We start from the raw sequence: 25138 nt of genomic DNA on the forward strand, positions 1-25138 counted from the left end.
AGACGGGAGCTGGACATGCGGGTGCTGATGACGACCTTCGGATCGCGCGGCGACGTCGAGCCGATCGCCGGACTGGCCGCGGAGCTGCGGGCGCGGGGGGCCGAGGCGGTGGTGTGCGCGCCGCCGGACGAGGAGTTCCGGCAGCGGCTCGACGGCCTCGGCGTGGAGCTGGTGCCGATGGGCGAGCCGGTGCGCCCGCAGTTGAGCGGGGACCGCCCGCCCTCGACCGCGGACGCGCCGCGGCGCGCGGCCGGGCTGGTCGAGAGCCAGTTCGCGGCGGTGATGCGCGCGGGCGCGGACTGCGACGCCGTCATCGGGACGGGCCTGCCGCCGGCCGGGGCCGCGCTCGCGGCCGAGCGGCTGGGGGTGCGCTACGTGTGCGCGGCGTTCGTGCCCGGGGTGATCCCCTCGCCGCTGGTCCGGCCGCTGGCCCGCCCGGGCCGGCCGTACCCGGCGGACGAGACCGACAACCTGGTGCTGTGGGACATCGACGCGGCGAACATCCGGGACCTGTACGGCCCGGCCCTGAACGCGCACCGGGCCGCGCTGGGCCTGGACCCGGTGGAGGACGTGCGCGGCTACATCCTCACCGACCGGCCGTGGCTCGCCACCGATCCGGTGCTGGGACCGTGGCCGGAGGCCCCGGGGTACGCGGCGGTGCAGACCGGCGCGTGGTTCGTGCCGGACGAGCGGCCGCTGCCGGAGGACCTGGAGGCGTTCCTCGACGCGGGCGACCCGCCCGTGTACGTGGGCTTCGGGTCGATGCCGTGGAAGAACGGCAGGGAGGCCGCGGAGGCCGCGGTCGCGGCCGTGCGCGCCCAGGGCCGCCGGCTCGTGGTCTCGCGCGGCTGGGCCGACCTCGGCGCGACCGGCGGCGACTGCTTCGCGGTGGGCGAGTCGAACCACCGGAAGCTGTTCGCGCGCATGGCGGCCGTGGTGCACCACGGCGGCGCGGGGACGACGCACAAGGCGGCCGCGGCGGGTGCGCCGCAGGTCGTGGTGCCGCAGATCGCGGACCAGCCGTACTGGGCGGGCCGGGTGGCCGCGCTGGGGATCGGCGCGGGCCACGACGGGCCGGTGCCGACGTTCGACGCGATGACGGCGGCGCTGGAGACCGCGCTCGCACCCGAGACGAAGGCGCGGGCGGTGGAGGTCGCGGGGCGGATGCGCACCGACGGCGCGGCCCGGACCGCGGAGCTGCTCATCGAGGGGAGGGCCGCATGAGCGAGGAGAGCGTCTTCGACCTCCCCGAACGCCTGGCCGCCAAGGCGGATCCGGCGCTCATCGCCGACGACGAGCGGCACTTCGCGGCGATCGGGGCGAGCCTGGAGCGGTCGATCGCGGACGTGGCCGAGCGGCTGGAGGCCGCCCGGAAGGCGCCCGGCGGCGTCGGGCAGCACGCCGCGGACCGGGACCGGGAGGTGCACCGGCTGACCGGGCGCCTGAACGCGCTGCGCCGCTACGGCCTCGACCTGTGCCTGGGCCGGATCGTGGGCGAGGAGACCGTCTACATCGGGCGGCTGGGGCTCACCGACGCGGACGGGCGGCGCCTGCTGCTCGACTGGCGCTCCCCCGCCGCGGAGCCGTTCTTCGGTGCGACCCACGGGAACCCGATGGGCCTGGTGAGCCGGCGCCGCTACCGGTGGTCGGGCGGGCGCATCGGCGACTACTGGGACGAGGTGTTCACTCCCGAAGGGCTCGAAGGGAACGCGGCACTGGACGACCAGTCGGCGTTCATCGCGAGCCTCGGCTCCACCAGGTCGGCGCGGATGCGCGACGTCCTGGGCACGATCCAGGCCGACCAGGACGCCGTCATCAGGGCGGGTTCGAGCGGCGCGCTCGTGGTCGACGGCGGGCCGGGCACCGGCAAGACCGTCGTGGCGCTCCACCGGGCCGCGTACCTGGTCTACACCGACCCGCGGCTGGGCCACCACCGCGGCGACGTGCTGTTCGTCGGCCCGCACGAGCCGTACCTGGCCTATGTGGCCGACGTGCTGCCGAGCCTCGGCGAGGAGGGCGTCCAGACCTGCACGCTCCGCGACCTCCTCCCCGAGGGCGCGACCGCGCCGCCCGAGCCCGACGCCGAGGTGGCGCGGCTCAAGGCGGACGCGCGCATGGTGGCCGCGATCGAGCCGGCCATCGGCCTGTACGAGCGCGTCCCGAAGCAGGGCATGACCGTGGACACGCCGTGGGACTCGGTGTGGCTGGGTCCGGACGACTGGGCCGAGGCGTTCGCGGCGGCGCCGAACGGCGTGCCGCACAACGAGGCCCGCGACGACGTGTGGGAGGAGCTGCTGGCCATCCTGGTCGACAAGCACATGGTCGAGAAGCACATGGCCGGCGAGCACGACGCGGACGTGTCGGAGGAGCAGCTGCGGCGCGCGTTCCGGCGCGACCGGGACCTGGTGCGGGCCTTCGGGAGGGCGTGGCCGATGATCGCGCCGAACGACCTCGTGGGCGACCTGTGGACCGTCCCCGACTACCTGCGCATGTGCGCGCCGTGGCTCGACGACGACGGCGTGGACCGGCTCCAGCGGGCCGATGCGCAGGCGTGGACGGCGGCGGACCTGCCGATCCTCGACGCCGCGCGCCAGCGCATCGGCGACCCCGAGGCGTCGCGGCTGCGGCGGCGCCGCGAGGCCGAGATCGCCTCCGAGCGCGAGGTCATCGACAAGGTCGTGGAGGACCTGCTCGAAGCCGAGGACGACAACGAGGGCGCGATGATCATGCTCAAGGGCGCCGACCTCCAGGACGCCCTGGTGCACTACGAGGACCTGGAGACCGCCGACCCCGACCTGCTCGCGGGGCCGTTCGCGCACGTCGTGGTCGACGAGGCGCAGGAGCTCACCGACGCGGAGTGGCAGATGCTGCTCCAGCGGTGCCCGTCGCGGTCGTTCACGATCGTCGGCGACCGGGCGCAGGCGCGGCACGGGTTCACCGAGTCGTGGACCGAGCGGCTGGAGCGGGTCGGCATGGGGCGCGTCAGGACGGCGTCGCTGAGCATCAACTACCGGACGCCCGAGGAGGTCATGGCCGAGGCCGAGCGGGTCATCCGGGCCGCGCTGCCCGACGCGAACGTCCCGACCTCGGTGCGCCGCAGCGGCATCCCGGTCGGGCACGGGTCCCGGGCCGACCTCGACGGGATCCTGGAGGCGTGGCTGGCCGCCCATCCGGAGGGCACGGCGTGCGTCATCGGCGATCCGGACTTCGCGCCGCGCCCGCGCGTCCGCTCGCTCACGCCGGAGCTGTCGAAGGGCCTGGAGTTCGACCTGGTCGTGCTCGTCGGCCCCGAGGGCTTCGGCGAGGGGATCGAGGGGGCGGTGGACCGGTACGTGGCGATGACGCGCGCGACCCAGCGGCTGGTGGTCCTCACGGACTGAATGTCGTTGGAGGACACGGGGAACGGGTCACCGCTGCCGACCGAGGCCGGGTCAAAGCGGTGACCCGCGTGTGCATTCTACCGCTACTGCGAGAGGGTGTCGTAGAGGTCGTCGGGGTCGATCTGCGCCCGGTACTTGAACACGAGCGACACGTCGGTCCCGAAGGACCCGAGCCGGTCGGTGGGGTCGGTGATGAACTTCGGCTCGGCCCGCTGCTGCGCGATCACGGCCGCGGGGCTCCCGTTCACCTCCAGCACCCAGGTCGCCTTCCCGCCCGCGATCTGCGCGAGGTACTTGCGCCCGCGCAGGTACGCCACCGCCTCGGCGATCGTGCTCGACTCCGGCAGGTCGACGGTCTTCGCGTGCGGGTACGCGTCGTCGCCCGTCGCCACGCTGGAGCGGTCCACGTTGATGTTCATCGTTCCCTCCTCGGCTCCGTCTGATTGTGCCCGCCGGGCGGCCCCGTATGCGCCCGTGTTCGCGGAATTCGGTGCGGCGATGAATCCGGTGCCCCAGGCTCGTCGTATCCCAGAGGAACCCGACGAGGAACCCTGATCCTGAAGGAGACACCATGACCGAGCCGCAGACGCACACCCTGGAGGCGCCCGGCGCCGTCCTCCACTACGACGTGCGCGAGGGCGACGGGGACGCGACGCCGCTGCTCATCGTCGGTTCGCCGATGGCCGCCGCGGGCTTCACCACCCTGGCCTCGCACTTCGGCGACCGCCGCGTGGTCACCTACGACCCGCGCGGGTCCGAGCGCAGCGCCCGCACCGACGGCGCCGACGAGAACGAGGTCGAGGAGCACGCCGACGACCTGCGCCTGGTCATCGAGGCGGTCGGAGGCGGACCGGTCGACGTGTTCGCCAGCAGCGGCGGCGCCGTCAACGCCCTCGCGCTGGTCGCGAGCCGCCCCGAGCTGGTGCGGACCCTCGTCGCCCACGAGCCGCCCGCGTCGAGCGCGCTCCCCGACGCCGAAGCGGCCCTGGCGATCAGCGACGACATCCGCGCGACCTACCTCGCCTCGGGCTTCGGCCCGGCCATGGCGAAGTTCCTCGCGTTCGTCTCCCACGACGGCCCCTTCGACGCCGCCTACCTGGAGGGCCCCGCGCCCGACCCGGCCGCGTTCGGCCTCCCCGCCGAGGACGACGGCAGCCGCGGCGACGCGCTGCTCCAGCTCAACATGGGCACCTGCGGCGCCTACGAGCACGACTTCAAGGCGCTCCGCGCCGCCGTCGCCCGCATCGTGGTGGCCGTCGGCGAGGACTCCGGCGACACCCTCGCCGCCCGCGGCGCCCGCGCGGTGGGCGAGCGCATCGGCGTCGCCCCGACCGTGCTCCCCGGCGACCACGGGGCGTTCCTCGGCGGCGAGTACGGCCAGACCGGCAAGCCCGACGAGTTCGCCGCGGCCCTCCGCGACGTGCTGGACCGGTAGTCCGCCATGGGGAGCGACGTCTGGCCGCTGGTCCACGCCGAGCGCGCCGCGCTCATCGAGGACCTCGCGCTCCTGGAGGACGCGCAGTGGGACGCGCCGTCCCTGTGCGAGGGGTGGACCGTCCACGACGTGGCCGCGCACCTGGTGGACACGGCGCGGGCCACGCGGCTGGGCTTCCTCCTCTCGATGGTGCGCGCCCGGTTCGACTTCGACCGCCAGAACGCCCGGGGCATCGCCCGCGAGCGCGGCGCCACCCCGCGGGAGACGCTCGCGCGGCTCCGCGCGGCGGCGCCGCGCACCTCGACCCCGCCCGGGCCGCTCGGCACCCGGCTGGTGGAGGAGGTCGTGCACGGCGAGGACATCAGGCGCCCCTTGGGGATCGAGCACGCCTACGACCCCGAGGCGGTGGCCCGGGCGCTGCGCACGCACCTGGAGCTGGGCGCGTCGATGGGCGGCGCGAAGGAGCTGGCCGCGCGGGTCCGCTTCACCGCGACCGACGCGGACCTCGCGATCGGGGAGGGACCGGAGGTGCGGGGCAGCGCGCTCGCGCTGCTCCTGGCCGCCTCGGGACGCAAGGCGGCGCTGTCCGAACTCGACGGTCCAGGTACGGCGGAGCTGGGGTGAGGCCGGGGTGGGCTCGGCTCACTGCGGGCGTGCGGGCCCGGCTCACTCCGGGGCGCCGCTGAGGGAGAACTCGTTCCCGTCCGGGTCGCGGAACGTCGCGTGCCGGACCCCGTTGGGGTAGGTCTCCTTGACCACCGGCTGGATGCCCGCGAGGGCGATCCGCTCCAGGCGCATCGCGAAGTCGTCCACGAACAGCGTGTTCAGGGCGTTCCCGGCCCGGTCGGGCCGCAGCTCCACCGCGACCGCGCGGTGCTCGGCGAGCTCCCACACGGCCTCGGTGTCCCCGGCGAGGAACGACGCCGGGGCGCCGAAGAACCGCGCGTACCACTCCACGGCGGTGTCGAAGTCGCTCACGGGGACGCCGGCGTACAGGTCTAGGGCCATCGGTCCATCGTAGGGGCGGCGCCGAACCGGGACCGGCCGGTGCCCCGCGGGCTTACACTGGCGCGCATGGCGGAAGCGGTGGCGGCGTGCCCGGCTGGCTGACCGCGGGCGGGTGGGGGCTCCTCGCCGGGGCGGCCCTGGTGGCCGGCGCGCTCGCCGGCTACCTGGTCAAGGTGCCGCAGGCGGTGATCGCCGGGATCATGGCGTTCGGCTCCGGCGTGCTCCTGTCGGCCGTGTCCTTCGACCTCATCGCCGACGCGAACGAGCGGGGCGGCCTCGCGCCGACCGCGTTCGGGGCCGTCGCGGGCGCGCTCGCGTACACCCTGTCGAACGCGGCCCTCGCGCGCCGCGGGGCCCGGCACCGCAAGCGGTCGGGGCTCCAGCAGGCGGGCGAGGGCGACAGGCCGGGTTCGGGGACGGCGATCGCGCTCGGGGCCCTGCTCGACGGCATCCCCGAGTCGATCGTCATCGGCACCAGCCTGCTCGGCGGCGGGCCGGTCAGCGCCGCCACCGTCGCGGCCGTGTTCGTCAGCAACGTGCCCGAGGGCCTGTCCAGCGCCGCGGGCATGCGCCGGGCGGGCCGCGGGCGCGCCTACGTGTTCGGGCTGTGGGCCGCGATCGCGCTCGCGAGCGGGCTCGCCGCGGCCGCGGGCTACGCGTTCCTCGGGGACGCCCCCGACCCGCTGCTGGCGGCGATCACCGCGCTCGCGGCGGGCGCGATCCTGTCGATGATCGCCGACACGATGATCCCGGAGGCGTTCGAGGACGCGCGGCTGTGGACGGGGCTGATCGCGGTCCTCGGCTTCCTGGCCGCGTTCGCGATCGCCCAGTGGTGAGGTCTTAGGAGTGGGCCTCGTTGTAGCGGGCGACCACGCCGTCGGGGAGCTTGCCGCGGGCCTTGACGGGGAGGTTCTGCTCCTCGGCCCAGCGGCGGATGTCGCGGTTGCGGTCGCGGTCGTCGCGGGAGGTGGTGCCCCGGCTCTTGACGGGGAGGGCCTTGCTCGCGTGGTAGCGGCCCAGCTCGGTGCCGAACTCGCGGTAGGCCGTGAGGCGGTCCCGCAGCTCGTCGGCGTGGGGCTTGGAGAGGTCCACGCTGTAGAGGTACCCGTCGATGCCGAACTCGACCGTTTCGGCCGCTTCGCTCCCGTCGATGTCGTCGAACAACGTGACCACGGTCTTCTTCGCCACTGCGTCGCCTTCCTAACAGGATTATGACCATCGCGCACTCCGGTCGCGACGGCCGGTGAACGGCGACGCGGCAACGAGTGCGGGAGAAGTGCTGATGCTCATTGGAGAGCAGCAGTTCCGCACATACTAGCGAAACCGTTTCCCGCCGGAGCTGACGCAGGGGCCCGTTTCGGCCCCCGGCGCTACGCGAAGCCGAGCGCCGCTGCGGGGCAGAGCTGGACGGCGTCGGCGACCTCGCCGGCGTCGTCGGCGGCCTCGTCGGCCAGGAGCAGCACGAGGCCGTCCTCGTCGTCCTGGTCGAAGTAGGCGGGCGCGGTGAGCGCGCACATGCCCGACCCGGCGCAGCGCTCGCGGTCGGCGACGATCTTCACCATGGCAGGCCCCGTTCCGCAACTTGTATATTCATACTATACGTATACCACGTCGCGGCCGTTCACTCCAGTCCCGGACCGCTTGCGGCCCAATACAGGCGCTAGACCGGCAGCGTGAGGACCGTCCGCCAGCCGCCGTCCGGCGTCGGGTCCCAGGTCAGGGTCCCGCCGAGCAGCGCGGCCCGCTGGTGCAGGCCGAGCAGGCCGTGGCGGGAGCTCGGGAGCGGGACCGCCGTGCGGGTCGGGGCCGTGTTCGTGATCGCCACCGTGATCCCGGTGCCGGTGCGCGCCAGCGAGACCGCGGCGCGGGCGCCCGGGGCGTGCTTGCGCACGTTCGTCAGCGACTCCTGCACGGTCCGGTAGATCGCCCGCTCCTTCGGCGGGTCGAGGTCCGGCAGGTCCCCCACTCGCAGCTCGGCCTCGATCCCGCTGGCGCCCAGCAGGTCCCCCAGCTGCGCGAGGGTCGGCTGCGGCGAGAGCTCGGTCGGGCCCCCGCCGCCGGCGCGGAGCACGTTCACCATGTGCCGCAGCTCGTCCAGGGTCCGCACGCTCAGCTTCCGGATGGTCCCGGCCGCCTCCTTCGCCTCCGGGTCGGCCGTGCTCACCTGGAGCGCCCCGGCCCGGACCGCGATCAGGCTGACCTGGTGCGACACCACGTCGTGCATCTCCCGCGCGAGCTGCGCGCGCTCCTCGGCGAGGACCTTCTGCGTCGCCATCAGCTGCTCGTGCTCGCGGGCCTCGGTGATCTCCGCGAGCCGCGCCGACAGCTCCCGGCGGACCTGCACGATCTGCCCCAGGAACGCCGCCGCCGCGGCCGGCGCCAGCGCGTACGCGATGCTCGCCAGCCACCACGAGTCCGCGAAGAGCATCGCCGGGCCCGAGCCGATCGGCCAGATCATGCACGCCGCCAGCACCAGCGAGCACACCGCGAGGAACCAGCGCCGGTGCGAGACCACCGCGAGCGTGTACAGGGCGATGAGCGGCGCCGCCGACTCCCCGTTGAAGTACGCCGTGGGCAGCGTCAGCACGAACACCGCGAGCGGGAAGCGCCGCCGCACCGCCAGCGCGGCCACGCCGAGCGCGCTCAGCCACAGCTCCCAGGACGGCTCGGGCCACCAGAACATGAACCAGAGGTCGGCGCCCGCCACGACCACGAGCGCCGCGTCCGTCGCCCAGGGGCGCCAGAACCGCCTCACCGGTCGCCCCGCAGCAGCCCGGCCCGCTCGGCGACGAGTGCGGCCTGGACCCGGCCGGTGACCTTGAGCTTGGTGAGGATCGCGCTCACGTGGTCCTTCACGGTGCCGACCCCGAGGTACAGGCGGGCCGCGATGTCGCCGTTGGAGAGCCCGTCGGCGAGGAGCACCAGGATCTCGCGCTCGCGGGCGCTCAGCCGGTCGACGGCCGTGCTCGACCGGATGCGGCCCGCGAGGTAGCCGTCGACGACGGTGGAGGTGACCTTCGGGGAGAGCACCACGCCGTCGGCGGCGAGGGTGCGGACCTGGAGCGCCAGGTGCTCGGGGTCGGTGTCCTTGAGCAGGAACCCGGCCGCGCCCATGCGCAGGGCCGCGGCCACGTACTCGTCGGTGTCGAACGTCGTCAGCATCGCGACCACCGGCGGGCTCGGGAGCGCGCGGAGGCGTTCGAGGACGGTGAGGCCGTCCACGTCCGGCATGCGGATGTCGAGCAGGACCACGTCGGGGTGGAGCCGCCCGGTCTCGGCGAGGGCCTGGCGGCCCGAGACCGCGGCGACCACCTCGATGTCGCCGGCCGCGTTGAGGATGTGCTGGAACCCCGTGCGGATGAGGGCTTCGTCGTCGACGACCAGGACCCGGATCATGCGGCCTCCTCTCGATTGGCGCTCACGATTCGTAGCACGCCGCCGCCACTCCCCGCCGCCCGGAGGCGGCCGGACTGTGGGCGTCCTCGCAGGTCGGCGGCTTCGGCGGGCGTGGATTCCCGCCGATCGGCGGGTGCGGAACGGCCGGGCGGCGGGAGGGTTGCGTCCCGGCGGCGGGACGCGACCGGCGCACCGCCGGATGGGAACGGCCCGGGGCCCGCCGCACCTTGGAGCCATGACCGACACCGTCGCCCTCAGACCGCGCGATCCCGCGCTCGCCGGACCGCCCTCGCGCCCCGAGCCCAGCGGCACCGGCCGCGTCCTCGGCCTCGACGCCGCCCGCGCCGTCGCCGTCTTCGGCATGTACTACTCGCACGTCGGCCCGTGGGCCGACGAGACCGGGACCTGGAAGTCCTTCCTCATGGACCTCCCGCACGGGCGGTCCTCGGCGCTGTTCGCGACCCTCGCCGGGCTCTCGCTCGTGCTCATCGCGGGCGGCCCGCGGCCGAAGACCGGGCGGCCGCTGCGCCAGGCGGTGGTCCGGATCGCGATCCGCGCGGTCCTGCTGCTGGCCCTCGGGACCTGGCTGACCTCGCTGGGCACCTCGATCGCGGTGATCCTGGCGTTCTACGGCCTGTACTTCCTGCTCGCGCTCCCGTTCGTGAAGCTCCGGGCCCGCACGCTCGCGATCCTCGCGGCGGCCGTGGGACTCGGCGGGCCGCTGCTCGTGCAGTGGGTGTGGACGGCCGACACGGCGTGGACGGCGGGCTTCGACGCCCGCGACCCGCTCGTCCAGTGGGGCGGGGACGGCCTGCTCTCGCTGGCGCTCAACGGGACCTACCCGGCGGTCGCGTGGATGGCGTACCTGTTCGCGGGCATGGCCCTGGGCCGCCTCGACCTGGGCCGCAAGGCGGTCCGGGTGCGCCTGGCGGTCGTCGGCCCCGCACTGGGGCTCCTCGGCTACGGCGGCGCCTGGCTCGTCGCGAAGCTGCTGCCCGCGCCGGTGGAACCGGACTACACCGCGTTCGACGAGGCGTGGTCGAAGGCCCTCGCGGGCACCGACTCGCTCAACTGGACCGAGGAGCAGTGGAAGGCGTTCGACACCGAGCACGCCTCGATCTACGACAAGCTCCCCGACCAGGCCGCCGGCTTCGACTGGACCGCCCTCGCCGCCGCGTCCCCGCACTCGGGCACCCCGTTCGAGCTCGCCGGGAACATCGGCGTCGCGATCACCCTCATCACGGGCCTCGTGGCCCTGCTCGGCCACTGCGGCCGAGTGAGCGTCTGGGCCCGCCGCGTCCTGTACCCGCTCACCGCGGTCGGCGCGATGTCCCTGACCGCGTACGTCGGCCACATCGCCGCCGTCTGGTTCCTCGTCGACCACCCCGCGAACGGGGTCGGCTACGTGACCGGCTGGCGCATGTGGGCCGTGTTCGTCGCGGGCGCGATGCTCTTCGCCGTCGTCTGGAAGCCCCTCCTCAAGCGCGGCCCCCTCGAATGGCTCATGACCCTCGCCACCAAGCCCGCGAAGTACGTGAAGTAGGACGAGGCGGCGGGCGCCGCACCTCAGTCGGTGGGCTTCGGGTGGCCGGTACCGGCGTAGACGAGCCACACGGTCCGCGAGCCGTCGTCGATGAGGTACCAGAGCCGCCCGCCGCCGGTCACCTCGTACTGCCAGCGCTCGCAGGCGACGCCCTTCCAGACCCCTTCGCCGAGTTCGCCTTTCAGCCGGTGCTGCCGGGACGGGTTCGCCCGCGACCGGGGGTCGGCGCGGAGGTCGTCCCAGGCGCGGCGCAGATTGCCGCTCGCTTGGCGCTCCAGGTCGGACCAGCCTTTGACGGCGGCCGCATCCGCGAACCGCAGGTCGAACTCGTGCTCGGCGGGCGGCGGGGCTACGCGGTCCCCGCGCTTCGGGCTCAAGCGGCCGCCCCCGGCTCGGGGACCGGGCCGAGGTCGCCGGACGGATCGGCCGTGATCTGCCGGTACGTCTCGGGGTCGGCGTAGATCTCGGCGGAGTGGCGCCACTGCTCCAGCAGAACGGCGATCGGCCCGAGGTTGCGCAGCGAGGCGGAGCCCTGTGCGACTTCGATGAGCTCGGACAGCAGCAGGTCGCGGTCGTGTTCGGGCAGGAAGGCGGACCACGGCAGCGCCTCCGGCAGGACCTGCCGGATCAGGTCGCACTCGCCCGCCCGCGCGAGGCCGGCGAGCAGCCGGGAGGTGAAGTCGATGACCGTGGCGTCGCGATCGTTCTGGTCCGCCCGGACCAGGGCGAGGTCGGCCGCGCCGCGCCTGCGCAGCCGGATCGCGCGCACGGCGTCGAGTCGCGCCGCGATGGCCGCGGGGTGGTGGAGGAAATCGGAGAAGGGCATCTCCTCGAAGAGCGCTGACATACTTCCACGGTACCGTGGAACTCGGCCGGTCCCCACTCCGATCTCGTGATCGACCGCTTTGCACTAGGGCGGGCGGAGCGCGGGTCGCTCAGTCCGCGTGGGTGCGGGCCGCGGCGATGAAGTCGGCCAAGGGGGCCGGGAGCGGGTGCCGTTTGGGCCAGACCAGGGCCACGGTGCTCGGTTCGACGCCGTCGAGGTCGCGGTAGGCGATGTCGGGGCGGGCGTAGTAGCGGGCGGCGCTCACGGGGGCGAGGGCGATGCCGTCGCCGTTGGCGATGGCGGTGAGCCAGTCGTCGGGGTGCTCGGTGACCGCGCCGACCCGCACCTCGCGGCCGCCGCGGGCGTCGGCCGCGACCCAGTGGTCGCGGAAGGCCCCCGCGGCGTCGGGTGCGGCGACGAACGGCTCGTCGAGCAGGTCGGCGAAGCGCAGGGACTCGCGCCGCGCCAGCGGGTGGCCGGCGGCCATGGCGACGCAGCGCGGCTCGGTGAGCAGGGCGAGGGACGCGAACTCGTCCTGGCGGGGGAACGGCAGCCGCAGGAACGCGGCGTCGACCTCGCCGGAGACGAGCGCGGCGATGGGGTCGCCCCAGCTCGCCTGGCGCAGCTCGACCCGCCAGCCGGGCCGGCGCTCGCGGAAGTCGGCGATGATCGGCTGGGTCTTCTCGTTGGCGGCGCTGGCGAGGAAGCTGACGCGGAGCACCTGGGACGCTTCGGCTTCGGCGGCGCGCACCGCGCGGCGGGCGCCGTCCCAGGCGTCGAGGACGGCCGGGACGGCGGCGGCCAGCGCCTCGCCGGGACCGGTGAGGGCCATGCCGTGCTTGGAACGAGTGAAGAGCCGGGTGCCGAGGCGGTCTTCGAGCTGCCGGATCTGCTTGGTGAGCGCGGGCTGGGAGACGAAGAGGCGTTCGGCCGCGCGCGAGAGGTTGCCCTCCTCGGCGACGGTCCGGAAGTACCGCAGCAACCGCGTGTCGACATCCATAACCTCAGGTTATAGATACAGGTATTGGACGGGTGCGGGGATCGGCCGGAGACTGGGAGCGTCCCGGCGCCCGCCGGGCGGGAACCGGAGGACCGCCGCGATGTTCGTCGCCCTTGTGATCGTCACCCTGATCGCCGTCGCCGCCAACGCGGTCGAGTCGGTCGCGAACTTCGCGGGCGCGGCCTGGGTGAAGGCGAACTCGCGGGCGGTGGGGGTGCCAGACCCGTGGCTGCCGTTCCTGGGCGTCGTCAAGGGCGCGGCGGCGCTCGGGCTCGCGGCCGGATTGTTCTGGCGGCCCTTGGGGATCGCGGCCGCGGTCGGACTGGTGGTGTTCTTCGTGCTGGCGACGGCGCTCCACGTCAGGGAGCGCGTGTTCCACAACTTGCACGGCCCCTTGCTGTTCCTGGCGTTGAGCGTCGCGGTGCTGTGGCTGATGCTCAGCGCCTGAACGGCAGTCGGCGGGGCCCTCCGGAGAGGACCCCGCCGACCGGCCGGGTCAGCGATGCGGGTCTAGCCGAGTCCGGCCGCGAGGGCGTTCACGAGTTCGCCGTTGCTCGTGTCGCCGGAGAGCTCCCAGGAGAACGCGCCGCCGAGGCCCTGGGCGTCGAGCCAGGCCGTCTTCGTCGCGATCGTCGCCGGGGTGTCGTAGCTCCACCACTCGTTGCCGCACTTGGCGTATGCGGTGCCGGCGATGGTGCCGGTGGCGGGGCACTCGCTCTTGAGGACCTTGTAGTCCTCGATGCCCGCCTCGTAGGTGCCGGGTGCGGCGCCGGTGGCGGAGCCGCCCGGGGTCGCCTGGGTGACGCCCGTCCAGCCGCGGCCGTAGAAGCCGAAGCCGAGCAGCAGCTTCTCGGACGGGATGCCGAGCGACTTGAGCTTGGCGATGGCGGTCGCCGAGTCGAAGCCGGCGATGGGCTGGCCGCTGTAGGAGTTCAGCGGCGAGTGCGGTGCGGTGGGTCCGTCGGCGTCCCAGGCGCCGAAGTAGTCGTAGGTCATGACCTGGTAGTAGTCGACGTACTGGGCCGCGGTGCCGTAGCCGCCGAGGTCGATCTTGCCGCCGGCCGTGCCGTCGGCGGTGATCGCGGCGGTCACGAGCTCGTCGTTCCCGAACTTGCCGCGCAGCGCGCTCATCAGGTTCGTGAACGCCTGGGTGCCGCTGGAGTCGCAGGTGAGGCCGCAGGCGTTCGGGTACTCCCAGTCGATGTCGATGCCGTCGAACAGCCCGTCCCAGCGCGGGTCGTGCAGCAGGTTGTAGCAGGAGTTGGCGAACGCGGTCGGGTTCTGCGCCGCCTGGCCGAAGCCGCCGGAGTAGGTCCAGCCGCCGAAGGACCACAGGATCTTGATGTCCGGGTACATCTCCTTGAGCTTCAGGAGCTGGTTGAAGTTGCCGCGCAGGGGCTGGTCCCACGTGTCGGCGACGCCGTCGACCGACTGGTCGGCGGTGTACGCCTTGTCGATCGCCGCGTACGAGTCGTCGAGCGTGCACTGCCCGTTCTTGACGTTGCCGAAGGCGTAGTTGATGTGCGTCAGGTCCTCGGCCGAGCCGGAGGAGACGATGTTCTTCACGTGGTAGTTGCGGCCGTAGACGCCCCACTCGGTGAAGTAGGCGGCGTTGATGCTGCCGCCGGTGCCGGGGTTCCCGGTGGGCTCCTCGGTCGGCTCCTCGGTGGGCTCCTCCGTGGTGGGCGGGTCGCCGCCGTCGGAGCAGGCGCCGAGGGACTGCCAGACGCCCCACTCGCCGGTGGTGCCGGGGGTCTCGCCGGTGGTCCACCACTTGGCGCGGTACTCCACGCTGTTGTGGCTGACCTGGTCGCCGCCGACGTAGACCTCGGAGGAGACCCAGGGGTCGGAGCAGACGGTTTCCGCGTGTGCGCTGAAGGGGTTCGCGACGGTGTAGATCAAGCCGGTCGCGAGTACGGCCAGGGCCGCGCTCGCGAGGGCGATGAAGCGCCGGGTCCTCAGTCGTCTCAATGTTCCTCCCAAAGGTAAAGAGACTTAACTGATAAGTATCTTTATTTTTATGGGAGGGCCTCGCGAAAGTCAAGCATTCGCATCGAAAAATTTCAATGGCGGCTTTGTTACCGAAATGGGAGCGCGGCCGCGGCGGCCACGGACCGTCACCATCGGCTCGACGCATTCGCTTTGCGGCGGTTCGCTATGGTGTTCTACGAAGGCAGGCAGGGCCGGAGGGGCGGACCCGCCGCGCAAGGGCGCCGTCCGCGGCGCCGCGCCCGGCGGATCCGCCCCTCGTCCTTCCCATTGCGATTCACGGACATCGATTCGTAACAACCAGCCGTTGCGTTTGAAACCGCGGTACAGGAGCATGCACACGACCACCATCGCGACCAGCGCGAGCGGATACCCCACGGCCCAGTGCAGTTCCGGCATGTCGTCGAAGTTCATGCCGTAGATCCCCGAGATGATCGTCGGCGCGATCGCGATCGCCGCCCACGCCGAGATCTTCTTCGTGTCCTCGTTCTGCCACGTCCCGATCTGCCCCTGGTGCGCGGTGAGGACGGTGGTCAGCAGGCTCATGCACGTCTCGATCGCGGAGTCGACCCGGATGAGGTGCCCCGCGACCTCCCCGAAGCCCGAGGCGTCGAACAGCGGCGCCCCGGCCCGGCGCTGCCGCACGTTGTGCGCGAAGGGGATCAGCGGGCGCACCGCGTTCTGGAACTCCAGCGTCTCGCGGATGAGGAAGTAGATCTCCTGGTTGCGGTCGACGCGCTGCCCCGAGAACACCGCCCGCTCCAGATCGGACACGTCGTCGGTGAGGTCCTCCACCGCGCCGTCGTACTGCTCCACGACCGCGTCGAACAGCGCGTGCACCACCGCGACCACTCCGCCGGACCGGAACCGGTCGTCCCGGAGTCGTTCGCGCACATGGGGAACGGGGTCCACCACGCCCCGCCGCACCGTCACCAGCGAGCGGCCGTCGGTGAAGATCGCGAGGTCCCCGGTCTCGACCTGCCGTGTCGCCTCGATGTACCAGACGGTCTTGACCAGCAGCAGCGCCGACTCGTCGACGACCTCCACTTTGGGCCGCGGGTGCACCGCGTGCGCCGGGTACGTGCCGAAGCGGTCCATGCCGAGCGCGTGCAGCGCCTCGGCGAGCGCGTCGGCGTCCGCGGCGTCGAACTCGACCCACGCGAACGCGCCCTCGGCGGCGGCGTCCTCCCGGAGGTCGTCGCCGCTCCCGCGGCGGTCGCGCGCGCCTTCGGCCGTGACCACGGTGTAGTCGATCATCCGCTCCCCCGTTCGCGTACGGACGAGTCTAGGCGCCGTAGACGATCCGATGGGCCGCTTCGTGGGCGCGCCGGGTCAGGCGCAGGTAGTCGTTGAGAAACCGCTCGGTGTCGTCGCCGTACCCGAGGGTCTGCGCGAGCCCGATCAGCTCGGGGCCCGAGCGCGGCAGGTCGTCGCGCGGGACGCCGCGCGCGAGCGTCATGTCGTTGCGCACCCGCGAGACGAACAGCCACGCCTCGCGCAGCGACAGGAGGTCGGCGGCGTTCAGGTGCCCGGCCGCCGCCGCGGCCTCCAGGGCCGGCACCGTGCGCGTGGTGCGCAGGGCGGGGTCCTCGCCGTGCTCCAGCTGCAGCAGCTGCGCGGTCCACTCGATGTCGACCAGGCCGCCGCGACCGAGCTTGGTGTGGCCGTTGGGGTCCGCGCCGCGCGGCAGCCGCTCGGAGTCCACTCTGGCCTTGACGCGCCGGAACTCGGTGCGCTCGGCCTCGCTGAGCCCGCCGGGCCGGTACCGGACGTCGTCGGCGAACCCGGTCCAGGCCGCGGCCAGGCCCTCGTCGCCGGCCACGGGCCGCGCGCGCAGCAGCGCCTGGCGCTCCCACAGCCGGGCCCGGTCGGCGTAGTAGCGGCGGTACGCGGCGAAGCTCGGCGCGATCGCCCCGCCCTTGCCCTCGGGCCGCAGGTCGAGGTCGATCTCCAGCGGCGGGTCGGCCGTGGGCGCGGCGAGCAGCGTGCGCACCGACTCCACGATCTTCGACGCGGCCTTGCGCTCGGGGTCGGTCGATCCGTCGTGGACGAACACCACGTCGGCGTCGGAGCCGTAGCCGGTCTCGCGCCCGCCCAGGCGGCCCATGCCGACCACGATCATCGGCGGCGCGTCGTCGAGGCCGCGCGAGGCGATCTCCAGGGCCGCTTGGAGGACGGCGTCGGTGAGGTCCGACAGCGCCAGCCCCACGCCCTGGTCGTCCAGGAGCCCGAGCATGTCGGCGGCGGCGATCCGGATGAGTTCGCGGCGCCGGATCGCGCGCACGGCCCCGATCGCGGCGGTCGCGTCCGCGTGCCTCGCCGCGGCCTGGCGCATCCCGGCGGCGAGTTCGGCGCGCGGGCGCGGCGTCAGGTCGGCGTTGTCGGAGAGGTACCGGAGCGACTGCGGCACATGCAGGAGCAGCGATGTGAAGTACCGGGAGGTGCCCAGCAGCCGCGCGAGCCGCACCGCCGCGGGGCCACCGTCGCGCAGCAGCCGCAGGTACCAGGGCGTGGACCCGAGCTTGTCGGAGACCTGCCGGTAGGCGAGCAGTCCGCGGTCGGGCTCGGGCGAGTCGGCGAGCTCGTGGAGGACCACCGGCAGCAGCGCCCGCTGCACCGTCGCGGTGCGCGAGACGCCCGCGGTGAGCTGCTTGATGTGGGTGAGCGCGCTCGCGGGGTCGTTGAAGCCGAGCACGGCCAGGCGCCCGGCGGCCTGGGCCTCGGTCATGCGCAGTTCGAGGGTGGGCACGCGCGTGACGGCGTCGAGGAGCGGCTTGTAGAGCAGCTTCTCGTGGAGGCGCCGCGCGGTCGAGGCGTGCGCGCGCCACGCGGCCAGGAACCCCTCGTCGGTGGTGTAGCCGAGGGTCCGCGCGAGGTGGTGCAGCGGCTCGCCGCCGTCCGGCACCCGGTGGGTGCGCAGGAGCCGCTGGAGCTGGAGCCGGTGCTCGACGGTGCGCAGGAAGACGTACGTGTCGGCGAGGTCCTCGCCGTCGCGGCGGGCGAGGTAGCCGCCCGCGACGAGCACCTCCAGCGCCTCCAGTGTGGACCGCACCCGCAGCGCCGGGTCGCCGCGCCCGTGCACCAGTTGCAGGAGCTGGACGGCGAACTCGATGTCGCGCAGGCCGCCCGGCCCGAGCTTGATCTCGTACCGGCGCTCGGCGGCCGGCACCGAGTCGACCACCTTGCGGCGCATGTCGCGGATGTCGGCCACGACCCCGGGCCGGTCGGCGGCGCCCCAGATGAACGGCTGCACCGCGGCGAGCCATTCGAGCCCGAGCTCCAGGTCCCCGGCGGCGGGCCGGGCCTTGAGGAGCGCCTGGAACTCCCAGGTGCGGGCCCAGTCCTTGAGGTACGCGGCGTAGGACTCCACGGTGCGCACCAGCGCGCCCGAGCGGCCCTCGGGCCGCAGCCCGGCGTCCACGGGCCACGTGGCGGGCCCGACGATCTGGATCATGCGCGCGGCCTGGCGGGTGGCGAGCGCGAGGTCCCCTTCGGCCGCGAAGACCACGTCCACGTCGGAGACGTAGTTCAGCTCCTCGGCGCCGGTCTTGCCCATGGCGATCACCGCGAGGCGGGTCTCCCCGGGGTGCTCCTCGCGGGCGAGGTCGAGGCCGCGGGCGAGGACGGCGTCGGCGAGGCGCGAGAGCGCGTCCGATGTGGACCGGAGGTCGGCGGTGCCGGTGAGGTCGGCGGCGGCGATGCGGAGCAGGTTCTCCTTCCAGGCCGTGTTGAGCCGGAGGGGCCCGGCAGCGCGGACGCGCGCGAGGCCGGCGTCCTCGTCCTCGGTGAGCGCGGGCGCCGATTCGGGGTGGGCGCGCAGGAAGTCGCCCAGCGCGTTGCTCGCGGCGACGACCGCCTGGCGGGCCTCGTCCGCGTCCGGTGCGCGCTCGTCGTCAGGCGTCAAGGAGCGGCAGCGCCTTCTTTTCGCCCGCGGCCACCTTCGCGAACCGCTGGAGGATCGGCTTCCACGTGAAGACGATGTGCTCGTCGACCTCGGCGGCCTTGGCGAGCGCGGCCTCGTCGAAGGCGCCGAACCCGGCCAGCTGCTCGGGCGTGAACTCGAAGTGGGACTGGACGCCCCAAGCGTTCTCGCGGATGCGGAAGATCTCAAGGGCCCCTTGGGGGGAGGACGCCAGCAGGGTGGCCTCCTCGGGGAGCTCGACGAGTTCCTGGCGCCGCCAGCGGATGACGTCGATGGTCATGGGCGCGGGCCCGAAGACGAGGTCGCGCCCGGCGGCGTCGCGCTTGGCGAGCATCCGGGGCCCGAACGGCTCGTCGCGGTCCTCGACGCGCCCGCCGAAGGCGGTGGCGAGGATTCTCGCGGAGGAGCAGATCGCGAGGGTCGGGGTCTGGTCGGCGACGGCGGTGGCGAGGAGGCCGGCGAGGTCGTCGCTCCAGTCCTTGCCGCGGCCCCCGCCCAGGGCGATGAGGGCCTCGTGCCCCCCGGGCGAGTTCGGGACGGCCTCGCCGAGGTGGGGCCGGACCGTGTCGAGTTCCATGCCGGCCTCGGCGAGCCAGGCGGCGGCCCGGCCGAGGCCCTGCTGCGGATCGTTCTCGATGACGAGTGCGGTGGTCACTCCCCCATGCTAAACGGTCGCCCGGTGCATGCGGCAGTGCTCCTTCGTCACCGGCCGTGACGCCCGGCGCCGGGCGTCACGGGCGCCGTCCGTCAGAGGGTGATGTAGCGCTTGCGCTCGAAGGCGGTCACCTGGGTGCGGTAGTCCTCCCACTCCTGGCGCTTGTTCTTCAGGAAGTAGTCGAAGACGTGCTCGCCGAGGACCTCGGCCACGAGCTCGGAGGACTCCATCTTGTCGAGGGCCTCGTCGAGGTTGGCCGGGAGCGGCTGGTAGCCGGCGGCACGGCGCTCGGCGCCGGTGAGGGCCGACACGTCGTCCTCGGTGCCCGGGGGCAGCTCGTAGCCCTCCTCGATGCCCTTGAGGCCGGCGCCGAGGAGCACGGCGTAGGCGAGGTACGGGTTGGTCGCGGAGTCGAGGGAGCGGATCTCGACGCGGGCCGAGTTCGGCTTGCCGTAGACGGGCACGCGCACGAGTGCGGACCGGTTGGCCTTGCCCCACGAGACGTACGAGGGCGCCTCGGAGATCTGGCCGGGCTGGGCGCTGGAGTACAGGCGCTTGTAGGAGTTCACCCACTGGTTGGTGATCGCGGTGAACTCGGGCGCGTGGCGCAGGAGCCCGGCGATGAACGCCTTGGCGGTCTTGGAGAGCCGCTGCTCGTCGCCCGGGTCGTGGAACGCGTTGTCCTCGCCCTCGAACAGCGACAGGTGCGAGTGCATCCCCGAGCCGGGCTGGGTGTTGTACGGCTTGGGCATGAAGGAGGCGGTGACGTCGGAGGTCATCGCGATCTCCTTGACCACGTGCCGGAACGTCATGATGTTGTCGGCCGTGGTCAGCGCGTCGGCGTAGCGCAGGTCGATCTCCTGCTGGCCGGGGGCGACCTCGTGGTGGGAGAACTCGACCGAGATGCCGACCCGCTCCAGGGCGAGGATGGCCTGGCGGCGGAAGTCGCGGGCCACCGAGTGCGTGGTGTGGTCGAAGTAGCCGCCGTCGTCCACGGGCTCGGGCTTGGCGCCGGTCTCCGGGAAGATGTCCTTGAACAGGAAGAACTCGATCTCGGGGTGCACGTAGAACGTGAACCCGCGGTCGGCGGCCTTGGAGAGGGCCCGGCGCAGCACGTGGCGCGGGTCGGCCCAGGAGGGGGCGCCCTCGGGGGTGAGGATGTCGCAGAACATGCGGGCGGACTCGCCGATGCCGCGGCCCTCGAAGGGGAAGACCTGGAACGTGGTCGGGTCGGGCATCGCGACCATGTCGGACTCGTACACGCGCGCGAAGCCCTCGATGGCGGAGCCGTCGAAGCCGATGCCCTCCTCGAAGGCGGACTCGAGTTCGGCGGGCGCGACGCTCACCGACTTGAGCGTCCCGAGGACGTCGGTGAACCACAGCCGCACGAAGCGGATGTCGCGTTCTTCGAGCGTGCGAAGCACGAACTCCTTCTGCCGTTCCATGGCCGGTCTCCTCTGTCCTGGGGCGGCAATTGTCTCACCCGATTATGTCGCCGAAGTTAACCCGGCCAGAGCGACTCCAAAACGTGAGAGGAGGTACATTCGGATGCGTGTTCGCAGGTGAGATCAGGCAGTTGTGGCGTTATCCGGTCAAGGGACTCAGGGGCGAGCCGCTGCGTTCGGCGGTGGTGGATGCGGACGGGATCGCCGGCGACCGGCTCCTGGGCGTGTTCGAGCCCGGCACCGACAAGTCGGTGTGGGGCGGCAGCCATCCGAAGCTGATGGGCTGGGAGGCCGCGCACCCCGCGCAATGCAGCAACGCCGACTCCGCGGCGGGCGACCCGGTGCTCTACGAGTCCGGCGGCGCGGCCTGGGCACTGGACGACCCGGGGCTCCCCGCGCGCCTGGCCGAGACGGTCGGCGCCGACAAGGGCGTGGAGCTGCGCAGGACGCGGGGCAGCGCCGGGCGGATGCTGGTGGTCTTCGAGGCGAGCCTGCGCAGGCTCAGCGAGCAGCTGGGCCGCGAGATCGCGGCGGCGCGGTTCCGCCCGAACGTGGTCGTGGACGCGGACCTGGAGCCCTTCGCGGAGTACCGGCTGGAGCGCGGCTCGTCGATCCGCCTGGGCGACAACGACTTCACGCTCCAGAAGCCGTGCGAGCGGTGCGTCCTGCCGAGCTGGACCCCCGACGGCTCGAACGTGCGCGACATGGAGCTGCACAAGCACATCATCAAGGAGACCGACAACCACTTCGGGATCTACGTGACGACCCCCGCGCGCGTCGTCGTCAAGGTCGGCGACCCGATCGCGGGGTGAGACGGAGGACGCCCTGAGCCGGGGATCGGTCGGCTCAGGGCGCAATCCCAGCATAAACGCCGACTGCGACATCCTGGGTTCACGAGCCCGTGACGCGCGCGACGCTCACCTGTACGCGCTCTAGGACGCCGCGCTCCCGGGCACCGCGTGCTCAGAAACCGCGTTCTCGGACACCGTGCTCTAAGACACTGTCGCCCAGCGGTGCACGAACGGGTACAGCTCCTCCAGCGTGCGCCCGGACGCGGTCGCGCGCGGCCAGGGCCGCCCGTAGTGGTCGATGTAGGCGGTCGCGCAGCCGCGGTCGGCGGCGGGCGCGAGGTCGTTCACGGGGATGTCGCCGACGCTGAGGATCCGCTCGGGCTTGCGGTCCTCCAGCAGGTCGTCGAGCATCCGCTCCAGGCCCACGGGCTTGGCGGCGTCGCCGACGACCGCGTCGAAGAGGCCGTCGAGGCCGAGCCGGTCGAGCACCGGCTCCAGGCTCGCCTCGGGGGCGTTGGTCACGAGGCGGACCTCGACCGAGCGGGGCAGGCCCCAGATGAACTCGGCGAAGCCGGGCGGCGCCCAGACCGCGAAGTCCCCCGCGGCCATGCGTTCACGGGTGGCCTCGTAGTGGGCGGCGCGGACCGCGTCGGGGACGCCGAACTCGCCGGCGAGGCGGCGCACGGCGTTGTCGGCGTCGTACGCGTCGAAGGTGGAGGCGGTGGTGGGCTTGCCGGCGACGAACGCGGCGTGGGCGGTCAGGAAGGCCCGCTCGTCGGCGGGTTCGAGTTCGGCGGCGACGAGGCGGGCGTAGTGCGCGGCGTGCTCGGAGCCGAGCCGCACGGTGCCGTCGTAGTCGAAGAGCAGGATGGCGTCGTTCACGTACTGAGACGCTACGCGAAAGGCCGCCTTCCTTGAACGGGAAGGCGACCAGACTCACGGGCGTTCGGAAAGTTCACCCGCGCACGCGGGTCACTCGAAGCCGTGCTCCCTCGCGGGGAACTCCCCGGCGCGCACCTCGTCGGCGTACGCCTTCACCGCGCCCTGGAGGACCGAGGCGAGGTCGGCGTAGCGCTTGACGAACCGCGGCGGCTTCCCGCCGCGCAGCCCGGCCATGTCCTGCCACACCAGGACCTGCGCGTCCGTCTCCGGTCCGGCGCCGATGCCCACGGTCGGGATCGGGAGCTGCTTGGTGATCTCGGCGGCGACCGAGGAGGTCACCATCTCCAGGACCACCGCGAACGCCCCGGCGTCGGCCACGGCGTGCGCGTCGGCCACGATCTCGGCGGCCTGGGCGTCGCGGCCCTGGACCCGGTAGCCGCCGATCGAGTGCTCGCTCTGCGGCGTGAACCCGATGTGGCCCATGACCGGGATCCCCGCGTCGGTGAGCGCCCGGATCTGGGCGGCCATGCGGCGCCCGCCTTCGAGCTTCACGGCGTGGGCGCCGGCCTTCATGAACCTGACGGCGGTCTCCAGCGCCTGCGCGGGCCCGGCCTCGTAGGAGCCGAACGGCAGGTCGGCGACCACGAGCGTCCGCTTGGTCGAACGGGCCACGGCCGCGACCAGCGGCAGCAGCTCGTCGACGGACACCTGGAGGGTGGTCTCGTAGCCGTAGACGTTGTTCGCGGCGGAGTCGCCGATGAGCAGCGCCGGGATGCCGGCCTCGTCGAAGAGGGCGGCGGTGTACTGGTCGTAGGAGGTCAGCATCGCCCACTTCTCACCGCGCTCTTTCGCGTCGATGAGGTGGCGGGTGCGGACCCGCTTCACGGTGGTGCCCGGCCCGTACAGGCTCGGGATCTCGTCGGCCCCGCTGGCGGGGGAAGTCGATGAAGACGTCATCGTCGTGCTCCGAATCTCCTCGTGGCCGGCGCGCCGGTCCCCGGGTGGTTACCGAACAAAACTAACGCTCATCGATATCTCTGTCACGCGTCCGCGACGCCGTTGTGACAAATCACCCCCGGGGAGGGCCCCGGTGGTGTCGCGCTAGCCCGCTTCGCCGGGACGCCCCCGGAACCGGTTGGTGATCGGCAGGCGCCGGTCGCGCCCGAAGGACTTCACGGTGATCTTCGTGCCCGGCGCCGACTGGCGGCGCTTGTACTCGGCGTTGTCGACCAGGCCCGCGACTCGCCGGACCACGTCGGCCGGGTAGCCCAGCTCGACCAGGTCCTCGCGGCCGGCGTCCCCGTCCACGTAGCCGGCGAGGATGCCGTCCAGGACCTCGTAGTCGGGCAGCGAGTCGGAGTCCCTCTGGTCGGGCCGCAGCTCCGCGCTCGGCGGCTTCAGGATCGTGTTCTCCGGGATCGGCTCGGTCTCGCCGAGGCTGCGGGCCTTTTCGTTGCGCCAGGTCGCGAGCGCGTAGACGAGGGTCTTGTAGACGTCCTTGATGGGCGCGAACCCGCCCACGGCGTCGCCGTAGATCGTGGAGTAGCCCACCGCGTACTCGCTCTTGTTGCCCGGCGCGAGCACGAGGTGCCCGTGCTGGTTCGACAGGGCCATGAGCAGGGTGCCGCGCACGCGCGCCTGGAGGTTCTCGACCGCAAGCCCGGAGACGGCGACCTCGGAGAGGTACGCGTCGACGATCGGCTGGATGGCCTCCACGGAGTAGGTGAGCCCGCAGCGCCGGGCCAGGTCGGCGGCGTCGTCGAGCGAGTGGCCCGAGGAGTACTGGCTGGGCATGGAGACGACGTGGACCTTGTCGGCGCCGATCGCGTCGCGCGCGAGGACCGCGGTGAGGGCCGAGTCGATGCCGCCGGAGAGCCCGAAGATCACCGACCGGAAGCCGTTCTTGCGCACGTAGTCGCCCAGGCCCAGGCGCAGGGCCTCCCAGATCTCCTCGAGCCGGTCGAGCTCGGGCGCGAACGGCGGCTCGATGCGGGTCTGGACCGTCGCGGGCGCGGTGGAGAGGACGTGGAGCGACGTGCTCATCGCGGTCGCGGAGTGGTTCGCGACGTCCCCGCTCCCGGCGGCGGCGACCTCGACGTCGGTGACCAGCAGCTCGGAGCCGAAGCGGCGGGCCGAGGCGAGGACCTTGCCGTCGGGGGCGACGACGAACGAGCCGCCGTCGAACACCAGCTCGTCCTGGCCGCCGACGATGTTCAGGTACGCGATCGGGGCGCCGGCCTCGGCCGCGCGCTCGCGGGCGACGGCGAGGCGCCGCTCCTGCTTGCCCTGCTCGTAGGGCGAGGCGTTGATGTTGACGACGAGGCCGGCCTCGGCCTGCGCCGAGGCGGTGATCGGGACCCCGCCCCACAGGTCCTCGCAGATGGTGAAGGCCACGTCGACCCCGCCGATGCGCGCGAGGTGCAGTTCGTGGCCGGGAACGAAATACCGCTCCTCGTCGAAGACCCCGTAGTTAGGGAAGTGCCGCTTGTAGTAGCGGAACAGGACCGTGCCGTCCTGGATCAGCGCAAGCGCATTTCGGATGCCCCGTCCGCCGACCGCGCCGATGCTCGCGGGGATCGGCCCGTCCGCGTCCAGGTATCCGACGACGACGGGCAGCGCGCCGTTCCCGTCCTCGGCGATCTCTTCGGCGAGCCTGACGAGGCGCTCGCGACTGGCCTCCACGAAGGAGTGGCGCAGGGCGAGGTCCTCCACCGGGTACCCGGTGAGGGACTGCTCGCCGGTCGCGAGCAGGTGCGCCCCGGCCGCGCTGGCCGCCGTTGCGGCGCTGCGGATGAGGGCGGCGTTGCGGTCGAGGTCGCCTACCACCGGGTTGTCCTGGGCGAGTGCGATACGGAGCGTCGGCATG

At 72.9% G+C, this 25138-nt stretch carries 25 protein-coding genes; 8 read left to right on the top strand and 17 right to left on the bottom strand.

Annotated features, from left to right (window positions below):
- Positions 1 to 15 precede the first annotated feature (15 nt).
- Together BLS99_RS18220 and helR are read left to right on the top strand one after the other, a co-directional pair.
- Complete coding sequence (locus BLS99_RS18220; protein WP_091052886.1) at positions 16 to 1224, top strand: glycosyltransferase; 1209 nt, start codon at positions 16 to 18, stop codon at positions 1222 to 1224.
- The gene (gene helR, locus BLS99_RS18225; protein ID WP_091052889.1) at positions 1221 to 3380 is read left to right on the top strand and encodes an RNA polymerase recycling motor ATPase HelR; all 2160 of its coding nucleotides are present in this window, start codon (positions 1221 to 1223) and stop codon (positions 3378 to 3380) included. Before BLS99_RS18220 ends, helR begins: the two co-directional genes overlap by 4 nt.
- Positions 3381 to 3463: 83 nt before the next feature.
- On the opposite strand, the gene BLS99_RS18230 is transcribed toward helR, so the two are convergent.
- Positions 3464 to 3799: a hypothetical protein gene (locus BLS99_RS18230; protein WP_091052891.1), complete on the bottom strand. Its 336-nt coding sequence runs from the start codon at positions 3797 to 3799 to the stop codon at positions 3464 to 3466.
- 152 nt (positions 3800 to 3951) lie between these two features.
- Between BLS99_RS18230 and BLS99_RS18235 the strand changes: the two genes are divergently transcribed.
- Both BLS99_RS18235 and BLS99_RS18240 read left to right on the top strand, forming a co-directional pair.
- On the top strand, positions 3952 to 4815 hold the full coding sequence (locus BLS99_RS18235; RefSeq protein WP_091052894.1) for an alpha/beta fold hydrolase: 864 nt from the start codon (positions 3952 to 3954) through the stop codon (positions 4813 to 4815).
- A 6-nt stretch (positions 4816 to 4821) separates the two neighbouring features.
- Complete coding sequence (locus tag BLS99_RS18240; protein ID WP_091052896.1) at positions 4822 to 5439, top strand: maleylpyruvate isomerase family mycothiol-dependent enzyme; 618 nt, start codon at positions 4822 to 4824, stop codon at positions 5437 to 5439.
- A gap of 42 nt (positions 5440 to 5481) precedes the next feature.
- Here BLS99_RS18240 and BLS99_RS18245 read toward each other — a convergent pair whose 3' ends face one another.
- Positions 5482 to 5823, bottom strand: coding sequence for a VOC family protein (locus BLS99_RS18245; protein ID WP_091052899.1), 342 nt, complete (start codon positions 5821 to 5823; stop codon positions 5482 to 5484).
- Between the two features lie 86 nt (positions 5824 to 5909).
- On the opposite strand from BLS99_RS18245, the gene BLS99_RS18250 reads away from it, so the two are divergent.
- Positions 5910 to 6659: a ZIP family metal transporter gene (locus BLS99_RS18250; protein WP_091052901.1), complete on the top strand. Its 750-nt coding sequence runs from the start codon at positions 5910 to 5912 to the stop codon at positions 6657 to 6659.
- Positions 6660 to 6663: 4 nt separating this feature from the next.
- Here the strand turns inward: BLS99_RS18250 and BLS99_RS18255 are convergent, their stop codons facing one another.
- From BLS99_RS18255 to BLS99_RS18270, 4 genes are all read right to left on the bottom strand, one after another.
- Positions 6664 to 7011 (bottom strand): histone-like nucleoid-structuring protein Lsr2, encoded by a 348-nt coding sequence (locus BLS99_RS18255; RefSeq protein WP_091052904.1) that lies wholly within the window; start codon positions 7009 to 7011, stop codon positions 6664 to 6666.
- A gap of 182 nt (positions 7012 to 7193) precedes the next feature.
- Positions 7194 to 7385 carry a ferredoxin gene (locus tag BLS99_RS18260; RefSeq protein ID WP_245712300.1) on the bottom strand — a complete coding sequence of 64 codons (192 nt, stop codon included), beginning with the start codon at positions 7383 to 7385 and terminating at the stop codon, positions 7194 to 7196.
- Between the two features lie 98 nt (positions 7386 to 7483).
- The gene (locus tag BLS99_RS18265; RefSeq protein ID WP_245712301.1) at positions 7484 to 8578 is read right to left on the bottom strand and encodes a sensor histidine kinase; all 1095 of its coding nucleotides are present in this window, start codon (positions 8576 to 8578) and stop codon (positions 7484 to 7486) included.
- Complete coding sequence (locus BLS99_RS18270) at positions 8575 to 9219, bottom strand: response regulator (protein WP_091052907.1); 645 nt, start codon at positions 9217 to 9219, stop codon at positions 8575 to 8577. The genes BLS99_RS18265 and BLS99_RS18270 overlap by 4 nt, the downstream gene beginning before the upstream one ends.
- 235 nt (positions 9220 to 9454) lie before the next feature.
- On the opposite strand from BLS99_RS18270, the gene BLS99_RS18275 reads away from it, so the two are divergent.
- On the top strand, positions 9455 to 10762 hold the full coding sequence (locus tag BLS99_RS18275; RefSeq protein WP_176953426.1) for a DUF418 domain-containing protein: 1308 nt from the start codon (positions 9455 to 9457) through the stop codon (positions 10760 to 10762).
- Between the two features lie 23 nt (positions 10763 to 10785).
- On the opposite strand, the gene BLS99_RS18280 is transcribed toward BLS99_RS18275, so the two are convergent.
- The 3 genes from BLS99_RS18280 to BLS99_RS18290 form a co-directional block, all read right to left on the bottom strand.
- Entirely contained in the window at positions 10786 to 11139 is a 354-nt protein-coding gene (locus tag BLS99_RS18280) for a type II toxin-antitoxin system RelE family toxin (protein ID WP_091052911.1), read from the bottom strand.
- Complete coding sequence (locus tag BLS99_RS18285; protein WP_218126667.1) at positions 11136 to 11609, bottom strand: hypothetical protein; 474 nt, start codon at positions 11607 to 11609, stop codon at positions 11136 to 11138. The genes BLS99_RS18280 and BLS99_RS18285 overlap by 4 nt, the downstream gene beginning before the upstream one ends.
- Before the next feature lie 88 nt (positions 11610 to 11697).
- Complete coding sequence (locus BLS99_RS18290) at positions 11698 to 12588, bottom strand: LysR family transcriptional regulator (RefSeq protein ID WP_091052914.1); 891 nt, start codon at positions 12586 to 12588, stop codon at positions 11698 to 11700.
- Positions 12589 to 12688: 100 nt separating this feature from the next.
- On the opposite strand from BLS99_RS18290, the gene BLS99_RS18295 reads away from it, so the two are divergent.
- Positions 12689 to 13036 carry a DoxX family protein gene (locus BLS99_RS18295; RefSeq protein ID WP_091052916.1) on the top strand — a complete coding sequence of 116 codons (348 nt, stop codon included), beginning with the start codon at positions 12689 to 12691 and terminating at the stop codon, positions 13034 to 13036.
- 62 nt (positions 13037 to 13098) lie between these two features.
- Here the strand turns inward: BLS99_RS18295 and BLS99_RS18300 are convergent, their stop codons facing one another.
- The 5 genes from BLS99_RS18300 to glnA all read right to left on the bottom strand — a co-directional run bounded on the left by BLS99_RS18300 (position 13099) and on the right by glnA (position 20599).
- A complete protein-coding gene (locus BLS99_RS18300) occupies positions 13099 to 14559 on the bottom strand; it encodes a glycosyl hydrolase family 18 protein (RefSeq protein WP_218126670.1) in 1461 nt (486 codons plus the stop codon).
- 69 nt (positions 14560 to 14628) lie between these two features.
- Positions 14629 to 15834 carry a CorA family divalent cation transporter gene (locus BLS99_RS18305; protein WP_091052922.1) on the bottom strand — a complete coding sequence of 402 codons (1206 nt, stop codon included), beginning with the start codon at positions 15832 to 15834 and terminating at the stop codon, positions 14629 to 14631.
- A gap of 28 nt (positions 15835 to 15862) precedes the next feature.
- Entirely contained in the window at positions 15863 to 18481 is a 2619-nt protein-coding gene (locus BLS99_RS18310; protein WP_245712302.1) for a bifunctional [glutamine synthetase] adenylyltransferase/[glutamine synthetase]-adenylyl-L-tyrosine phosphorylase, read from the bottom strand.
- Complete coding sequence (locus BLS99_RS27080) at positions 18471 to 19154, bottom strand: type 1 glutamine amidotransferase (RefSeq protein ID WP_091052927.1); 684 nt, start codon at positions 19152 to 19154, stop codon at positions 18471 to 18473. Before BLS99_RS27080 ends, BLS99_RS18310 begins: the two co-directional genes overlap by 11 nt.
- A gap of 92 nt (positions 19155 to 19246) precedes the next feature.
- Complete coding sequence (gene glnA, locus BLS99_RS18320; RefSeq protein ID WP_091052929.1) at positions 19247 to 20599, bottom strand: type I glutamate--ammonia ligase; 1353 nt, start codon at positions 20597 to 20599, stop codon at positions 19247 to 19249.
- Positions 20600 to 20706: 107 nt separating this feature from the next.
- Between glnA and BLS99_RS18325 the strand changes: the two genes are divergently transcribed.
- Positions 20707 to 21411, top strand: coding sequence for an MOSC domain-containing protein (locus BLS99_RS18325; protein WP_176953427.1), 705 nt, complete (start codon positions 20707 to 20709; stop codon positions 21409 to 21411).
- Between the two features lie 180 nt (positions 21412 to 21591).
- Here BLS99_RS18325 and BLS99_RS18330 read toward each other — a convergent pair whose 3' ends face one another.
- The 3 genes from BLS99_RS18330 to BLS99_RS18340 form a co-directional block, all read right to left on the bottom strand.
- Positions 21592 to 22272, bottom strand: coding sequence for an HAD family hydrolase (locus BLS99_RS18330; protein ID WP_091052933.1), 681 nt, complete (start codon positions 22270 to 22272; stop codon positions 21592 to 21594).
- Between the two features lie 90 nt (positions 22273 to 22362).
- Complete coding sequence (gene panB / locus BLS99_RS18335) at positions 22363 to 23229, bottom strand: 3-methyl-2-oxobutanoate hydroxymethyltransferase (protein WP_091052935.1); 867 nt, start codon at positions 23227 to 23229, stop codon at positions 22363 to 22365.
- A gap of 144 nt (positions 23230 to 23373) precedes the next feature.
- Entirely contained in the window at positions 23374 to 25137 is a 1764-nt protein-coding gene (locus tag BLS99_RS18340) for an NAD+ synthase (RefSeq protein ID WP_091052937.1), read from the bottom strand.
- Position 25138: the final 1 nt, after the last annotated feature.

Source organism: Glycomyces sambucus (assembly GCF_900102815.1).
Classification (GTDB): domain Bacteria; phylum Actinomycetota; class Actinomycetes; order Mycobacteriales; family Micromonosporaceae; genus Glycomyces; species Glycomyces sambucus.

Excerpts from the sequence above, each read along its gene's own strand:
- BLS99_RS18220 (WP_091052886.1), top strand. The coding sequence starts at position 16 with ATGCGGGTGCTGATGACGACCTTCGGATCGCGCGGCGACGTCGAGCCG.
- helR (WP_091052889.1), top strand. The coding sequence starts at position 1,221 with ATGAGCGAGGAGAGCGTCTTCGACCTCCCCGAACGCCTGGCCGCCAAG.
- BLS99_RS18230 (WP_091052891.1), bottom strand. The coding sequence starts at position 3,799 with ATGAACATCAACGTGGACCGCTCCAGCGTGGCGACGGGCGACGACGCG.
- BLS99_RS18235 (WP_091052894.1), top strand. The coding sequence starts at position 3,952 with ATGACCGAGCCGCAGACGCACACCCTGGAGGCGCCCGGCGCCGTCCTC.
- BLS99_RS18240 (WP_091052896.1), top strand. The coding sequence starts at position 4,822 with ATGGGGAGCGACGTCTGGCCGCTGGTCCACGCCGAGCGCGCCGCGCTC.
- BLS99_RS18245 (WP_091052899.1), bottom strand. The coding sequence starts at position 5,823 with ATGGCCCTAGACCTGTACGCCGGCGTCCCCGTGAGCGACTTCGACACC.
- BLS99_RS18260 (WP_245712300.1), bottom strand. The coding sequence starts at position 7,385 with ATGGTGAAGATCGTCGCCGACCGCGAGCGCTGCGCCGGGTCGGGCATG.
- BLS99_RS18270 (WP_091052907.1), bottom strand. The coding sequence starts at position 9,219 with ATGATCCGGGTCCTGGTCGTCGACGACGAAGCCCTCATCCGCACGGGG.
- BLS99_RS18275 (WP_176953426.1), top strand. The coding sequence starts at position 9,455 with ATGACCGACACCGTCGCCCTCAGACCGCGCGATCCCGCGCTCGCCGGA.
- BLS99_RS18285 (WP_218126667.1), bottom strand. The coding sequence starts at position 11,609 with ATGTCAGCGCTCTTCGAGGAGATGCCCTTCTCCGATTTCCTCCACCAC.
- BLS99_RS18290 (WP_091052914.1), bottom strand. The coding sequence starts at position 12,588 with ATGGATGTCGACACGCGGTTGCTGCGGTACTTCCGGACCGTCGCCGAG.
- BLS99_RS18295 (WP_091052916.1), top strand. The coding sequence starts at position 12,689 with ATGTTCGTCGCCCTTGTGATCGTCACCCTGATCGCCGTCGCCGCCAAC.
- BLS99_RS18305 (WP_091052922.1), bottom strand. The coding sequence starts at position 15,834 with ATGATCGACTACACCGTGGTCACGGCCGAAGGCGCGCGCGACCGCCGC.
- glnA (WP_091052929.1), bottom strand. The coding sequence starts at position 20,599 with ATGGAACGGCAGAAGGAGTTCGTGCTTCGCACGCTCGAAGAACGCGAC.
- panB (WP_091052935.1), bottom strand. The coding sequence starts at position 23,229 with ATGACGTCTTCATCGACTTCCCCCGCCAGCGGGGCCGACGAGATCCCG.
- BLS99_RS18340 (WP_091052937.1), bottom strand. The coding sequence starts at position 25,137 with ATGCCGACGCTCCGTATCGCACTCGCCCAGGACAACCCGGTGGTAGGC.